The organism is Streptomyces sp. NPDC002795 (assembly GCF_042888725.1).
Classification (GTDB): domain Bacteria; phylum Actinomycetota; class Actinomycetes; order Streptomycetales; family Streptomycetaceae; genus Streptomyces.
On sequence record NZ_JBIAQB010000014.1, the window covers coordinates 45,257 to 59,558 of the forward strand.

Genomic DNA, 14,302 nt, shown 5'->3' on the forward strand with positions numbered 1-14,302 from the left:
CGCCATGAGTAGTAACTCCACGACCCATACGTCGACCATTGGAGCGATCGGAGCACCCAGCCGGCGCAACACCGAGCTCGCGCTCCTGGTGTTCGCCGTGATCATCCCGGTGTTCGCGTACGCCAATGTCGGCCTCGCCCTCGACGGCGAGGTCCCCACGGGCCTGCTCGGCTACGGGCTCGGCCTCTGCCTGCTCGCAGGCGTCGCCCACATCGTCGTACGGAAGTTCGCGGCGTACTCCGACCCCCTGATGCTGCCGCTGGCCACACTGCTCAACGGCCTCGGCCTGGTGGTCATCTGGCGGCTCGACCAGTCGAAGCTGCTCCAGTCGATCGACCAGGCGGGCAGCGCCGCACCCAAGCAGCTGATGTACACCGCCATGGGCATCGCGCTGTTCATCGTGGTCCTGATCTTCCTCAAGGACCACCGCGCCCTGCAGCGCTACACGTACATCTCCATGCTCGGCGCCGTGATCCTGCTGCTGCTCCCGCTGGTTCCCGGCCTCGGCCAGAACATCTTCGGCGCGCGGATCTGGATCAACATCGGCGGCTTCTCCATCCAGCCCGGTGAGTTCGCGAAGATCGTCCTCGCGATCTTCTTCGCCGGCTACCTGATGGTGAAGCGGGACGCCCTGGCGCTCGCCTCACGCCGCTTCATGGGCCTGTACCTGCCACGCGGCCGCGACCTCGGACCGATCCTCGTCGTCTGGGGAATCTCGATCCTCATCCTTGTCTTCGAGACCGACCTCGGTACGTCGCTGCTGTTCTTCGGAATGTTCGTCATCATGCTGTACGTCGCCACCGAGCGGACCAGCTGGATCGTCTTCGGTCTGATGATGTCCGCGGTCGGCGCCGTCGGCGTGGCCACGTTCGAGCCGCACATCCAGCAGCGCGTCGACGCCTGGCTCGACCCGATGAAGGAGTACATGCTCAGCCGGCAGGGCGTGCCCGGCCACTCCGAGCAGGCGATGCAGGCACTGTGGGCCTTCGGCTCCGGCGGCACCCTCGGCACCGGCTGGGGCCAGGGCCACTCCGAGCTGATCCGCTTCGCCGCCAACTCCGACTTCATCCTCGCCACCTTCGGTGAGGAGCTGGGCCTGGCGGGCCTGATGGCACTGCTGCTGATCTACGCACTGATCGTGGAGCGCGGCGTACGCACCGCACTCGCGGCCCGCGACCCCTTCGGCAAGCTGCTCGCTGTCGGCCTGTCCGGCGCCTTCGCGCTGCAGGTCTTCGTCGTCGCCGGCGGTGTCATGGGGCTCATCCCGCTGACCGGTATGACGATGCCGTTCCTCGCGTACGGCGGTTCATCCGTCATCGCCAACTGGGCGCTCATCGGCATCCTGATCCGCATCAGCGACACCGCGCGGCGGCCCGCCCCCAGCCCCACGCCAAGTCCCGACGCCGAGATGACCCAGGTGGTCCGACCGTGAACAAGCCCCTGCGCCGCATCGCGATCTTCTGCGGACTCCTGGTCCTGGGCCTCCTGATCCGCGACAACTGGCTCCAGTACGTGAAGGCCGACTCGCTCGCCTCCGACAAGGAGAACCGCCGCGTCGCCATCGAGCGGTACTCGACGCCCCGCGGCGACATCATCGTCGACGGCAAGTCCATCACCGGCTCCAAGGCGACCACCGGCACCGACCTGAAGTACAAGCGCACCTGGAAGGACGGGCCCATGTGGTCGCCCGTCACCGGATACGCCTCGCAGGTCGTCGGCGCCAGCCAGATCGAGAACCTCGAGGACGGCATCCTCAGCGGCAACGACGACCGCCTCTTCTTCCGCAACACCCTCGACATGATCACGGGCAAGCAGAAGGAGGGCGGCAACGTCGTCACCACCCTCAACGGCGCCGCCCAGAAGGCCGCCTACGACGGCCTGAAGAACCGCGGCAAGGGCGCGGTCGCCGCCATCGAGCCGTCCACCGGCAAGATCCTCGCGCTCGCCTCCACGCCGTCGTACGACCCGTCGTCCTTCGCCGGGAACTCCACCGACGACGGCAAGACGTTCTCGCGGCTCGACAAGGAGAAGGACAAGCCGCTCCTGAACCGCGCGCTGCGCGAGACGTACCCGCCGGGTTCGACGTTCAAGCTGGTGACGGCCGCGGCCGCGCTGGAGAGCGGCAAGTACGCCCCCGACCAGAAGACCGACACCCCGCTGCCGTGGATCATGCCGGGCACCACGACGCCGCTGCCGAACGAGGGCGACATCCCTTGTGAGAACGCGACGCTGCGCAACGCCCTGAAGGTCTCCTGCAACACCGTCTTCGGCAAGATCGGCTCGGACCTCGGCGTCGACGCGATGCGTGAGGAAGCCGACAAGTTCGGCTTCAACAAGGAGCAGTTCATCCCGGTCCGCTCGAACGCGTCGAACTTCGACGACGACATGAACAAGTCGGAGACCGCGCTCTCCTCGATCGGCCAGTTCAACACCGCCACGACGCCGCTGCAGATGGCGATGGTCGCCTCGGCGATCGCCAACGACGGCAAGCTCATGGACCCGTACATGGTCGACGAACTGAAGGCCCCGAACCTCGACACCATCGAGAAGACGGACCCGAAGGAGCTCAGCCGGCCGCTCTCCGAGGAGAACGCGCAGAAGCTCCAGTCGATGATGGAGACGGTCGTCAACGACGGCACCGGCTCCAACGCGAAGATCGACGGCGTCACCGTCGGCGGCAAGACCGGAACCGCCCAGCACGGTGTCGACAACAGCGAGAAGCCGTACGCCTGGTTCGTCAGCTACGCGAGGACGTCCTCGGGCTCGCCGGTCGCGGTGGCCGTCGTCGTCGAGGACAGCGCCGCCAGCCGCCAGGACATCTCCGGTGGCGGTCTCGCCGCCCCCATCGCGCGGGACGTGATGAAGGCGGTCGTGGACAGCAAGAAGTGACCGGATGGAACCCGGCTTCACCACCCCTTGTGAGCCCGGTCACCCCTCGTTCACATAGACGCACGTGGCGATACCGGTCCTGTCACGGGTCACGGTGGTGGCCAGGTCACGCTGGGCAGGCCGGGTACGGTATGCCCGGACAGCACACCGGCAGCGCCCGCACGGGACGGTCGGGACCGACGGAGAGGGCTGGTAGGTAATGGAAGAGCCGCGTCGCCTCGGCGGCCGGTACGAGCTGGGCCAGGTGCTCGGCCGTGGTGGCATGGCGGAGGTCTACCTCGCCCATGACACCCGGCTCGGCCGCACCGTGGCGGTGAAGACGCTGCGGGTGGACCTCGCGCGCGACCCGTCGTTCCAGGCCCGGTTCCGCCGGGAGGCCCAGTCCGCCGCCTCGCTCAACCATCCCGCGATCGTGGCGGTGTACGACACGGGCGAGGACTACGTCGACCAGATCTCCATCCCGTACATCGTGATGGAGTACGTCGACGGATCCACGCTCAGAGAGCTGCTGCACTCCGGCCGCAAACTGCTGCCCGAGCGCGCCATGGAGATGACCGTCGGCATCCTCCAGGCCCTCGAGTACTCGCACCGCGCGGGCATCGTGCACCGCGACATCAAACCGGCCAACGTCATGCTGACCCGCAACGGTCAGGTGAAGGTCATGGACTTCGGCATCGCCCGCGCGATGGGCGACGCCGGCATGACCATGACGCAGACCGCGGCGGTCATCGGCACCGCGCAGTACCTGTCGCCGGAACAGGCCAAGGGCGAACAGGTCGACGCGCGCTCCGACCTGTACTCCACGGGCTGCCTGCTCTACGAACTGCTGACCGTGCGGCCGCCGTTCGTCGGCGACTCCCCGGTCGCCGTCGCGTACCAGCACGTGCGCGAAGAGGCCCAGGCCCCATCGGTCTTCGACTCCGAGATCACGCCCGAGATGGACGCGATCGTCCTCAAGGCGCTGACCAAGGACCCGGACTACCGCTACCAGTCGGCCGACGACATGCGCATCGACATCGAGGCCTGCCTCGACGGCCGGCCGGTCGCCGCCACCGCCGCCATGGGCGCGGTCGGCTACGGCGGGGGCCACCCCGACGACCAGCAGACCGCGATGCTGCGCCCGCAGAACGGCGCGGGCCAGACGTCGATGCTGCCGCCGACCAACCCGGACGACGGCGGCTTCGGCTACGACGAACGGGCCGACCGGCGCCGGCAGAGCAAGAACCGCATGTCGACGATCTTCCTGGTCCTCGCGGGCATCCTGGTGCTCGTCGGCGCCATCCTGATCGGCAGGGAGATCTTCGGCAGCGGCGGCGTCAGCGACGAGTCGTTCAAGGCCCCGAACTTCGTCGGCAAGACGGTCGGCGAAGCCGAGAAGATGGCCGAGAACCGCGACCTCAAGCTGGACTCCAGCAAGTCGGGCCCCTGCGAGGACTACCCCAAGGGCCAGATCTGCTCGCAGACCCCGGAGTCAGGAACGCAGGTCGACAAGAACGACACGGTCACGGTGTCCGTCTCGACAGGCGCTCCCAAGATCTCCATCCCGGACGTCACGGGCCTCTCGTACGACGAAGCCGTCTCCGAGCTGAAGAGCAAGGGCTTCGACAACGTCACCAGGACGACCGAGGAGTCCGAGCGGACACCCGGCACGGTGACCAAGCAGGACCCCTCGAGCGGCAAGGTCGAAAAGGGCACCGAGATCACCCTGACCGTCGCCAAGAAGAAGGCCCTCGTCACCGTCCCGAACGTGGCCGGCGGCAACCTCTCCTGCGACGAGGCCACCCAGCAGCTCAAGGACAGCAACCTCGAAGCGAGCTGCGCCGAAGAGGAGAGCACCGCGGCCGAGCCCGGCAAGGTCTTCGCCCAGAGCCTCCCCGCGGACAGCCAGGCCGAGCCCGGCTCCACGGTCACGCTGAAGGTCGCCAAGGAGGGCGCGCAGACCCCGGTCCCGAACGTGGTCGGCCAGAAGGTGAAGGACGCCAAGAAGATCCTGAACGACGCCGGCTTCAAGAACGTCCAGTTCGCCGACGGCGCCGACCAGGGCGACGAGGCCCGGGTCATCACCCAGGACCCGGCGGCCAACACCGCGTCCGACCCCGCCAACACCACGGTCACCCTGACCACGGTCGGCGGCGGAGGAAACGGCAACGGCGGCAACGACAACGGCGGCATCTTCGGAGGCAACCTCGGAGGCTGACGCCTCACCACCCGCGTACGCACGGAGCCCCGGCCCCCTCGATGTGAGGAGGCCGGGGCTCCGTCTGTAGACGTCTCAACAGCTCCTGAGCCCTCATTCACACACAGCTACGAGATTCGCTCGTATCTTCATATGTCCTGACTCGTTGATCGAGGTGCGGTGGAGTATCCGAACTCCCCGGAGCGAAAGGACACTTGAGGTGATCAACGAGACGGCTCTGATCGAGTCGAAGACCCTCCGTGACAGCGTGCTCGAACGCACGGACATTCTCGACAAGGTGAAGGCCTTGTCGCTCCTGCCGGACGGAATGCATGTGACGACGGCGATGGCCGCCGCCTACTTCGGTGTCACCGCCGAAGCCATCCGGCAGCTCGCCAAGCGCCACCGGGAAGAGCTGACCACCAACGGCATGGTCGTGCTCCGTGGTACTGACCTGCGCAAATTCGAGAGTGACAACATGTCACTCTCCCTGGAAAGCAATCCACAGGCCCGTCGCAGCCTCACCGTCTACTCCCGCCGAGCCATCCTCAACGTCGCCATGCTCCTGCGCGACAGCGACGTGGCCCGCCAAGTCCGCGCCTACCTCCTCGACATGGAGTACCTGGCGCGCACCCAACCCGCCGGCACTCAGAACACGGCAGACATCGCCGCCCTCGACGCCCGCATCGATCAACGCATCGCCGACACCCTCGGCAAGACCGTCGTCCCCATGTTCAACGCCCTGATCGAAACCTCCGGTGAACACCGCCGCGAACTGCTCGCCCTACGCGCAGGCATCCAGCACGTAGAGCACCGAATGCGCCGCCACCACGTCCGGCTCCAGAGGCTGGAAGCAACCGGGCCGAGCAGTACCCACGCCGTCACCATGGCGGCCATGGACACCATGAACGGCTCGGAGTTCGAGGACCACGTCGCCGTCCTGCTCCGCCGCGACGGCTGCACCGACGTCGTCGTCCGAGGCGGCCGCGGAGACCGCGGCGTCGACATCACCGCCCTCACTCCCGATGGCCGACGTGTCGCAGTCCAGTGCAAGAGGTTCGCCCCCTACCTCTCGATCACCAGCGCAGACATGCAGAAGTTCATCGGCGGCGCCAAGGTCCTCCGCATCTCCGACGTCGCACTCTTCGTCGCCACATGCCCGTTCACCACAGAGGCAGTCGACATCGCCACAGAGACCGGTGTCACGGTCGTCCCCCGAGGCCTGCTGCAGGAATGGAGCACAGGAGCGCCACTCAGCATCCTGAAGTGACCTCACCGAACGCCGACACCACCAAAGACAAAAGGCCCGAAGCCGCAAGACGAAGTTGCGGCTTCGGGCCTAGCTCATCGTAGGCGGTCCCGGTCCGCCCTACCTCAGCTCCTTCGGCGGCGTCCGGTCACCGTCCACCTTGTCGACCCGCTCCAGCTCGCCCCACACCACGTACCGGTACGTGGACGTGTAGACCGGCGTGCAGGTCGTCAGCGTGATGTACTTCCCGGCCTTCTTCTTCCCCGACTCCTTGGGCACCGGATCGAGGACGTCCACGTTGTACTTCGAGGTCTCCGGGAGGACGTCGTAGACCTTGTAGACGTACCAGTCGTCCTTCGTCTCGAAGACGATCGGGTCGCCCTTCTCGATCTTGTCGATGTTGTGGAACTTGGCGCCGTGCCCGTCCCGGTGCGCGGCCAGCGAGAAGTTGCCGTTCTTCCCGTTCGTCGGCAGCGCCGCCTTCACAGGATCCGTGTAGTAGCCGGCGACACCATCGTTGAGGACCTTGGGGTCGGTGCTCTTCTCGACCAGCACCTCGCCCCCGCTCATCGCGGGCACGTGCAGGAACCCGATGCCGTTCTTGGTGTCCAGCGCGCCGGGTCCACTGCTGCCCTGCCACTGGTCGCGGATCTTGTCGCCCTGCTTGCCCGCCGCACGATCGGCGACGACGTTCGTCCACCACAGTGAATAAGCGACGAACAGACCGAGGATCACGCCCGCGGTGATGAGCAGTTCACCGAAGACACTGACGGCGGTCGCGATCCGACCGCGCCGGGGCGAGGGCGGACGCGAGGGGCCCTCTGGTGCGGCTTCTTCCCCATGGTCGGTCGTCGCTGCCACTGCGTCATGCCCCGTCTCTGTGCGCCGTACTGCCCGATGCCTGGTGCCCGGTGGTCCCCGGTTATTCGACGAGCGCGTCCGGCTTGCCCTTGCTCCGCGGACGCTCCTCGACCATCTTGCCCCAGACGATCATTCGATACGTACTGGTGAATTCCGGAGTGCACGTCGTCAGAGTGAGGTAGCGCCCCGGCTTGGTGAATCCGGAGCCCGCCGGGATCGGGTCGAGCACAGCCGTGTTCGACGGCATCGTCTGCGGAAGGATGCTCGCCATTTTGTACACGTAGTACTTGTCCTGCGTCTCGACCACGATCGGGTCGCCCGGCTCGAGACGGTTCACGAAGCGGAACGGCTCACCATGGGTGTTCCGGTGTCCCGCGACCGCGAAGTTCCCCTTCTTCGCATCCGGCATCGCGGTCGGAATGCTGTCCTTGTCGTAGTGCCCGACCATGCCCTTGTCGAGCACCTGCGGCTTGCTGATGCCCTCCGCGATCGGCACGACGACATCCAGCTTCGGGATGTACAGGATCGCGAAACCCTGCCCCGGCTCGAACGCGCCCGGCTTGCGCTTGCCGTTGGCCCAGTCGTCCTCAAGGCTGTGCCGGGCGCTGCCGGCGATGTCGTGAGCCCTTATGTTCGACCACCACAGCTGGTAGGTGACGAACAGCAGCATCAACACCCCGATGCTGATGAAGACTTCGCCGACCGCCCGGCTCGCGATCACCCCGGCACCCGGCTTCGCCGCACGCGCCGCGGCACGCGCCTCGACCCGGCTCAGCGGTTTGCCGTCCGCCCCCGTCTCCGACTCCTGCTCGATCGCGGGCGCCGCCGAGTGCCGTCCGCCGCCCCGCTTGGCGGCCTTCCTGCGCGCTGCCCGCCCACCGGTGGGCGGCGGGGTCTCGACTATTCGCCGAGTGTCCGCGGTCCGCAGAGCGACGGTCTCGTCGTCCCGCACCGGCCGGGGCGCGGGATCGTCCTGTACGGGCGTGTGGGCAGGCTCAGAGGCCCGCTCCGGGGACTGCTGTACGCCCGCGGGCGCTGCGGGCGCCGCTTCCGTGGCCTGCTGCCCTGCGCCCCCATACCAGTCCTGGGCGTACCCCTGCGGGTCGTACCACTCGGGCTCCGGGTCAAGGCGGCGCTTCGGCCCCTCGGCCCGCGGCTGCTCCTGCCGGAGCTCCGCCTGTGGCTCCGGCTGTGGTTCCTGCTCCTGCGCACCCTGCGGCCGGAACCACGGCGACGGGTGCTGCCCCGGCAACGGGTCGTTCAGCGGGTCGTCGAGGCGACGCACGGCATCCTCGAACCCGCCGGCCTCGCCGTCCTGCTCGGGGCGCAATGCGGTCACGCCGAGGCCCTGCCCACGACCGGCGCGAGCCCCGCCGATCTGGCCACGGCGCCCGTGTCCCCACACACGACGAGCCAGTTCGCGAGCATCAGATGCCCATGCTCGGTGAGCACCGACTCGGGGTGGAACTGCACACCCTCGACGGCCAGTTCACGGTGCCGCAGACCCATGATGATGCCGTCCTCGGTGCGCGCCGTGACCTCCAGCTCCTCCGGTACGGTGCCGGGCTCCGCCGCCAGCGAGTGGTAGCGGGTGGCCGTGAACGGGTCGGGGAGGCCCGCGAAGACGCCCTTGCCCTCGTGGCCGACGAGCGAGGTCTTGCCGTGCAGCAACTCGGGGGCCCGGTCCACGACGCCGCCGTACGCCACCTGCATCGACTGCATGCCGAGACAGACACCGAAGACGGGCACACCGGTCGCCGCGCAGTGCCGCACCATCTCGATGCAGACACCGGCCTGCTCGGGAGCGCCAGGCCCCGGGCTGAGCAGCACCCCGTCGAACCCGTCCTGCGCGTGCGCGATCGTCACCTCGTCATTGCGCACCACCTCGCACTCGGCACCCAACTGGTACAGGTACTGGACGAGGTTGAAGACGAAGCTGTCGTAGTTGTCGACGACGAGAATGCGAGTCTTTCGGGTGCTCACTGGCCGTTCACCGTCACATCGTTGAAGGGCAGCAGCGGCTCGGCCCACGGGAAGATGTACTGGAAGAGGACGTACACGACCGCCAGGGCCAGCAAGACCGAGATCCCCGCCCTCACCCAGGTGTTCCCCGGCAGATGCCGCCAGATCCAGCCGTACATGCCGGGCTCCCCTTCCACCGTTCTGCGATTACGGCACCAGACTAACGGCGCAGCGCTTTCGGTTTGCCTGCCTCCACAGGCTGAGTGGCATCGAGATGCGCCCAGACGATCAGCCGATGACTGTGGCCCCACTCCGGCTCACACGTCGTCAGCGTCAGATACCGTCCCGGCTCCTGGTAACCGGACTCCCGCGGCACCGGATCGATCACTCCGACATCGCTGGGCAGCGTCTTGTACGGCTTGGTGTCGATGACATACGTGAACCAGGTGGTCCCGTCGGTGAGCACCACCGGGTCACCGGGCCTGAGCTTCGGAAAGTCCTTAAACGGGTCGCCGTACGTGCGCCGGTGCCCGGCGACCGCGAAGTTCCCCTTCTCACCGAGCTGCGCCGTGCCGGCGTAATGCCCGAGCCCCTGCTTGAGAGTGTCGACCTTCGTGTTCTGGAGCACCGGCTTGTTCCACGTGAAACCAAGCCGCGGGATGTACATCACACCGAAGGGCTCGCCGTCCTTGTACGGACCCTGCTTCGGCGGCGCCGCACTGGCCCCGCCATCGGGCGCCGCACTGGCCACCGGCCGCTTCGCCCACTGGTCCTGGAGGTCATCGATCCGGCTGCCCATCGCACTGTCCGCCTTCACACCGGTCCAGAACAGCACGTACGCGACGAACAGCACGATCAAGGCGCCGACGGTGATGCAGAGTTCGCTGAATGTCCTGATGGCGACACGTACCGACACAGGCCCCCCAGTACGGCGGCTACTCCATGGCTAGTTCACGGGCTTCGCGTAGTGGAGATCCACTGTGCCCGAGTAACCGGGAAGAGTCATCGCCCCGTCGTCCTCGACTTTCCAGCCGAGCCCGTACGCGTTGACGTACAGCATGTAGTTCTGAATCTCCGGCGAGGCCGCCACCGCCTGCTTCAGCTTCTCCGGGTCCCCGACCGCGGTGATCTTGTACGGGGGTGAGTAGACCCGCCCCTGGAGGATCAGGGTGTTGCCGACACAGCGGACGGCGGACGTGGAGATGAGGCGCTGGTCCATGACCTTGATGCCCTTGGCGCCGCCCTGCCACAAGGCGTTCACCACGGCCTGCAGGTCCTGCTGGTGGATGACCAGGTCGTTGGGCTGAGGTTCGGGGTAGCCGGGGAGCTTGGGGGCGGCGTTCGGCGGAGCGTCGTCGAGTGTGACGGAGATCGCCTCGCCCTTCAGCCTCTTCGTCCCGGACGCCTTCTCCAGGGCGGACAACTTGTCGTCGTCGGCCTGAGTGGAGCCGTTGTCACGCTCGGCGAGGCGCTCGACATCGCCACGGACCCCGCCGTTGACCGCTTCCAGGTCCTTGTTCTTCCGGCTGCGCTCCTGGATGAGGTCGGAGAGCTTCAGCAGGGACCCGTCCGTCCGGATATTGGTGCCCTTGGCCGTATTGAAACTGGTGAAAAAGATGAGGCCGGCGAGCGCGAAAACACCAACGGTGAGCAACCGCACGGGCCGCAGGCGACCTCGGGCGGAACTCTTGGCAGAGTCGACGGAATTGCTCAACGTACCCTTATCTCCTTCGACGCCACGGAAGCACTACGCTAACGGACGCCCGGAGGAGCACGGTGAATCCCCACAACTTCCCCTTGTACGCTGCTCCGGAGCCAGCCCACGTACTCTGCGCGGCCACGCAGCGCATCGACAGGAGAGACCCTCGTGCCGAAGTCACGTATCCGCAAGAAGGCCGACTACACGCCCCCGACGGGGTCGAAGCAGGCAGCCAATATCAAGCTGACCAACCGCGGCTGGGTAGCACCAGTAATGCTGGCGCTGTTCCTCATCGGACTCGTCTGGATCGTCGTCTTCTACGTGGCCGACGGCACGCTTCCGATCAAGGCGCTCGGCAACTGGAACATCGTCGTGGGCTTCGGCTTCATCGCCGGAGGCTTCGGCGTCTCCACCCAGTGGAAGTAGCTGTTGAAGTAGCTGTGGAAGTAGCTCTGCCCTGAGCTATCCACTGAGTTATCCACAGGATCCGGTTGATTTTCCACAGCAGGTGGAAAAGGTCGCATGATCTGTGGATAACCCACTGAGCGTTGACACCGGTGTGACTGGATCAACCTCACTCGACCACCTGTTCGCCCCTTGTCCCTCCTGGTCAAACCCGGGTTGATGACAAGGGGCACAGCTGTTCCCCACAGGATGCACAAGATCCGCCACTCGCTGTGGACAACCTTGCTCATCATCCGTGGAAAACCGGGCTCAGGTGAGCTGCGCCGACCTGACGACGACGGTGACCAGCACGGCGACCAGAACCAGCGCACAGGTCCCGTACTGCACGAGCGCGCGACGCTCCCGCGGGGCGTGGACCATGGCGTAGCCGACGATCAGACCGCCGGCGAGGCCGCCGATGTGCGCCTGCCAGGCGATGTTGAAGCCCGGGCTGAACGTGAAGATCAGGTTGATCACGAGCAGCGCGATGACCGGCCGCAGATCGTAGTTGAGCCGCCGCATCAGGACCGCCGTCGCACCGAACAGACCGAAGATCGCGCCGGAGGCGCCGAGCGAGGGCTGGTTCTGGGCGGCGAGCAGGTAGGTCAGGGCGCTGCCTGCCAGGCCCGAGACCAGATACAGCGCGATGTAGCGGGCGCGGCCGAGGGCCGCTTCCAGCGGGCCGCCGATCCACCACAGGCTGAGCATGTTGAAGGCGATGTGGACGTAGGAGCCGTGCAGGAACATCGCGGTGAGCAGCCGGTACCACTGCCCCTCGGCCACGCCTTCGAGGCCGCCGAGGTCGGGCACCCAGGCGAGGCCGAGCATCTCGAACCGCTCGGTGAACCGCTCGCCGACCGCCATCTGCACCACGAACACGGCTACGCAGAGCCCGAGCAGCACTTTGGTGACCAGGCGCGGATCGGAGGTGATCGTGCCTCCGGCCATGGTCCTCGGCTGGTTGGCGCTCGGTGCGTGCCCGGTCCCCGAGCCGCCGCGCACACACTCCGGGCACTGGAAACCGACGGACGCGCTGACCATGCACTCGGGGCAGATGGGCCGCTCGCAGCGGGTGCAGCTGATGCCGGTGGGGCGGTCCGGGTGCCGGTAGCAGCCGGGCGTGCCCTGGGCGTCCTTCGGTTCCTGCGGGCTGCCGGGCGGCTGGTCCATGGCGGCGGTCCCCTCGGGTCTCGGGTCGAGTGGTTGGGTGGTCGGGTGTGGTGATGTCGGCGCCGCGCGGTTGCGCGCAACGCGCCGCCCCGCCCCCGTGCCTACGAACAGGCGACGGACGGCGGGGCGTATTGGTTCCCTGCGGGACTACCGGGTCTCTACGGAGACGGTCTCGATGACCACGTCGTTGACCGGCCGGTCGGTGCGCGGGTTGGTCTGCGTACCGGCGATCGCGTCGACGATCTTCTGGCTGGCCTCGTCGACGACCTCACCGAAGATGGTGTGTTTGCGGGTCAGCCAGGCGGTGGAGGAGACGGTGATGAAGAACTGCGAGCCGTTCGTTCCGGGTCCCGCGTTGGCCATCGCCAGCAGGTACGGCTTGGTGAAGGCCAGGTCGGGGTGGAACTCGTCCTCGAACTGGTAGCCGGGGCCGCCCGTGCCGTTGCTCAGCGGGTCGCCGCCCTGGATCATGAAGCCGCCGATGACGCGGTGGAAGATCGTGCCGTCGTAGAGGGGCGCCTTGGACTTCTCCCCGGTCTCCGGGTTGGTCCATTCACGCTCGCCCTTGGCGAGCTCCACGAAGTTCTTGACCGTCTTGGGGGTGTGGTTCGGCAGCAGCCGGACCTCGATGTCGCCCTGGTTGGTCCTGAGAGTGGCGTACAGCTGCTCGGCCACGATCTGCCTTCCGTTGACATTTGTGCCCCCCGATCCTCGCACGGCGCACTCTCGGTGGCCCCGGACGGACTTGTCAGGGTTGTGCGGGGGTTTCAGCCGCCGAAAACCGGTCTACTCGCAGTCGAAGAGGCGCGCCCCGCCACGATCCGTGGCATTGTCGTCGCCAAGTCCCTTTATCAAGCCGTACCAAGCCTTACCACCGCATTGATGCTCCAGGCAGGCATGATCCGTAAAAAGGTGGAAAGGTGAAAAACCTGTACGCCACCGAGGAGGAGGATCCCGTGACCCGCATCGACAGCGTGCGTGCCGCGACCGGCTCGGCCAAGGACAGCGTGCTGCATGCCGCGGAAGTGGTGGCGCCCTACGCCGAGTCGGCCAAGGACCGGGCCACGACGTACGCACAGGAGGCGCGCGTCTCGCTCGGGCCGAAGGTTTCGCAGGCCGCGCACCAGGCGCGTGCCCAGTACGACACGCATCTCGCACCGCGTCTCGAGCAGGCGCGGACGCATGTCCCGCCGAAGCTCGACCAGGCCGCGCATGAAGCGGCCGCCCGCACCCGTGAAGCCGCCCGGCAGGCGGCGGCGTACTCGAAGCCTCGCATCGAGCAGGCGGTGGCGGCGGCCGAGCCGGCCCGCAAGGAGGCAGCGGCGCGCGGCAGTGCGGCGTACTCCGGGCTGCGCGGTGAGGTCTCCCCGAAGCAGATCCGCAAGCTGGTGCGCAAGCACGAGCGCCGGGCCCGCTCCGGCCGTATCGCCAAGCGGCTCGTCGTGCTCGGCATCGTCGCGGGCGGCGCGTTCGCCGCGTGGAAGTGGTGGGACAAGCAGGCCAACCCGGACTGGTTGGTGGAGCCGCCGGCCGCCACGGAGGTCCGCGACAGCGCTCCGTTGACCTCCGTCGACGGCAGCGGCCGGGACGTTCTCGACCCGGAGGTAGAGGCGAAGCAGGCCGAGGCGGACACGTCCGTGGAGGACGAGCGCTGACGCCCGATACGACGAAAGCCCCTCCGACCAGGGAGAACCTGGTCGGAGGGGCTTTCTGCTGTGGAGCCTAGGAGATTCGAACTCCTGACATCTGCCTTGCAAAGGCAGCGCTCTACCAACTGAGCTAAGGCCCCGAAAACGACGCGTCCCACCGGAGGGTTCATGTCCCGGTGCACCGTCGCAGACCAGAGTACCGG

General features: G+C 67.1%; 14 protein-coding genes and 1 tRNA gene. 6 read left to right on the plus strand and 9 right to left on the minus strand.

All coding sequences use genetic code 11. The annotated features are described in order from the left end of the window. Window positions 1-4 precede the first annotated feature (4 nt). The 4 genes from ACFYWS_RS34040 to ACFYWS_RS34055 all read left to right on the plus strand — a co-directional run bounded on the left by ACFYWS_RS34040 (window position 5) and on the right by ACFYWS_RS34055 (window position 6,335). Window positions 5-1,432 (plus strand): FtsW/RodA/SpoVE family cell cycle protein, encoded by a 1,428-nt coding sequence (locus tag ACFYWS_RS34040; protein ID WP_389282871.1) that lies wholly within the window; start codon window positions 5-7, stop codon window positions 1,430-1,432. Further along, window positions 1,429-2,889, plus strand: a complete 1,461-nt coding sequence (locus ACFYWS_RS34045) for a peptidoglycan D,D-transpeptidase FtsI family protein (protein WP_389282873.1) — start codon at window positions 1,429-1,431, stop codon at window positions 2,887-2,889. Before ACFYWS_RS34040 ends, ACFYWS_RS34045 begins: the two co-directional genes overlap by 4 nt. A gap of 199 nt (window positions 2,890-3,088) precedes the next feature. Next, window positions 3,089-5,086 carry a Stk1 family PASTA domain-containing Ser/Thr kinase gene (gene pknB / locus ACFYWS_RS34050; RefSeq protein ID WP_389282874.1) on the plus strand — a complete coding sequence of 666 codons (1,998 nt, stop codon included), beginning with the start codon at window positions 3,089-3,091 and terminating at the stop codon, window positions 5,084-5,086. A gap of 199 nt (window positions 5,087-5,285) precedes the next feature. Beyond that, the gene (locus ACFYWS_RS34055) at window positions 5,286-6,335 is read left to right on the plus strand and encodes a restriction endonuclease (RefSeq protein ID WP_389282876.1); all 1,050 of its coding nucleotides are present in this window, start codon (window positions 5,286-5,288) and stop codon (window positions 6,333-6,335) included. Between the two features lie 99 nt (window positions 6,336-6,434). Here ACFYWS_RS34055 and ACFYWS_RS34060 read toward each other — a convergent pair whose 3' ends face one another. The 6 genes from ACFYWS_RS34060 to ACFYWS_RS34085 form a co-directional block, all read right to left on the minus strand. Further along, a complete protein-coding gene (locus tag ACFYWS_RS34060) occupies window positions 6,435-7,175 on the minus strand; it encodes a class E sortase (protein ID WP_389282878.1) in 741 nt (246 codons plus the stop codon). Window positions 7,176-7,236: 61 nt separating this feature from the next. Beyond that, on the minus strand, window positions 7,237-8,514 hold the full coding sequence (locus ACFYWS_RS34065; protein ID WP_389282879.1) for a class E sortase: 1,278 nt from the start codon (window positions 8,512-8,514) through the stop codon (window positions 7,237-7,239). Continuing rightward, window positions 8,511-9,158, minus strand: coding sequence for an aminodeoxychorismate/anthranilate synthase component II (locus tag ACFYWS_RS34070; RefSeq protein ID WP_389282881.1), 648 nt, complete (start codon window positions 9,156-9,158; stop codon window positions 8,511-8,513). The genes ACFYWS_RS34065 and ACFYWS_RS34070 overlap by 4 nt, the downstream gene beginning before the upstream one ends. Beyond that, the gene (locus ACFYWS_RS34075) at window positions 9,155-9,316 is read right to left on the minus strand and encodes a hypothetical protein (RefSeq protein WP_326022339.1); all 162 of its coding nucleotides are present in this window, start codon (window positions 9,314-9,316) and stop codon (window positions 9,155-9,157) included. Before ACFYWS_RS34075 ends, ACFYWS_RS34070 begins: the two co-directional genes overlap by 4 nt. A gap of 41 nt (window positions 9,317-9,357) precedes the next feature. Beyond that, the gene (locus ACFYWS_RS34080; protein WP_389282883.1) at window positions 9,358-10,053 is read right to left on the minus strand and encodes a class E sortase; all 696 of its coding nucleotides are present in this window, start codon (window positions 10,051-10,053) and stop codon (window positions 9,358-9,360) included. A 30-nt stretch (window positions 10,054-10,083) separates the two neighbouring features. Further along, window positions 10,084-10,851 (minus strand): DUF881 domain-containing protein, encoded by a 768-nt coding sequence (locus ACFYWS_RS34085; protein ID WP_389282885.1) that lies wholly within the window; start codon window positions 10,849-10,851, stop codon window positions 10,084-10,086. 153 nt (window positions 10,852-11,004) lie between these two features. On the opposite strand from ACFYWS_RS34085, the gene crgA reads away from it, so the two are divergent. After that, a complete protein-coding gene (gene crgA, locus ACFYWS_RS34090) occupies window positions 11,005-11,262 on the plus strand; it encodes a cell division protein CrgA (RefSeq protein WP_389282887.1) in 258 nt (85 codons plus the stop codon). A 288-nt stretch (window positions 11,263-11,550) separates the two neighbouring features. On the opposite strand, the gene ACFYWS_RS34095 is transcribed toward crgA, so the two are convergent. Both ACFYWS_RS34095 and ACFYWS_RS34100 read right to left on the minus strand, forming a co-directional pair. Beyond that, window positions 11,551-12,450: a rhomboid family intramembrane serine protease gene (locus ACFYWS_RS34095; RefSeq protein WP_389282889.1), complete on the minus strand. Its 900-nt coding sequence runs from the start codon at window positions 12,448-12,450 to the stop codon at window positions 11,551-11,553. Between the two features lie 147 nt (window positions 12,451-12,597). Then, window positions 12,598-13,125 (minus strand): peptidylprolyl isomerase, encoded by a 528-nt coding sequence (locus ACFYWS_RS34100; protein WP_389282891.1) that lies wholly within the window; start codon window positions 13,123-13,125, stop codon window positions 12,598-12,600. Between the two features lie 281 nt (window positions 13,126-13,406). On the opposite strand from ACFYWS_RS34100, the gene ACFYWS_RS34105 reads away from it, so the two are divergent. Beyond that, a complete protein-coding gene (locus ACFYWS_RS34105; protein WP_389283135.1) occupies window positions 13,407-14,105 on the plus strand; it encodes a DUF5324 family protein in 699 nt (232 codons plus the stop codon). A 61-nt stretch (window positions 14,106-14,166) separates the two neighbouring features. Here the strand turns inward: ACFYWS_RS34105 and ACFYWS_RS34110 are convergent. Next, window positions 14,167-14,239: transfer RNA gene (locus tag ACFYWS_RS34110), tRNA-Ala, on the minus strand. Between the last annotated feature and the right edge of the window lie 63 nt (window positions 14,240-14,302).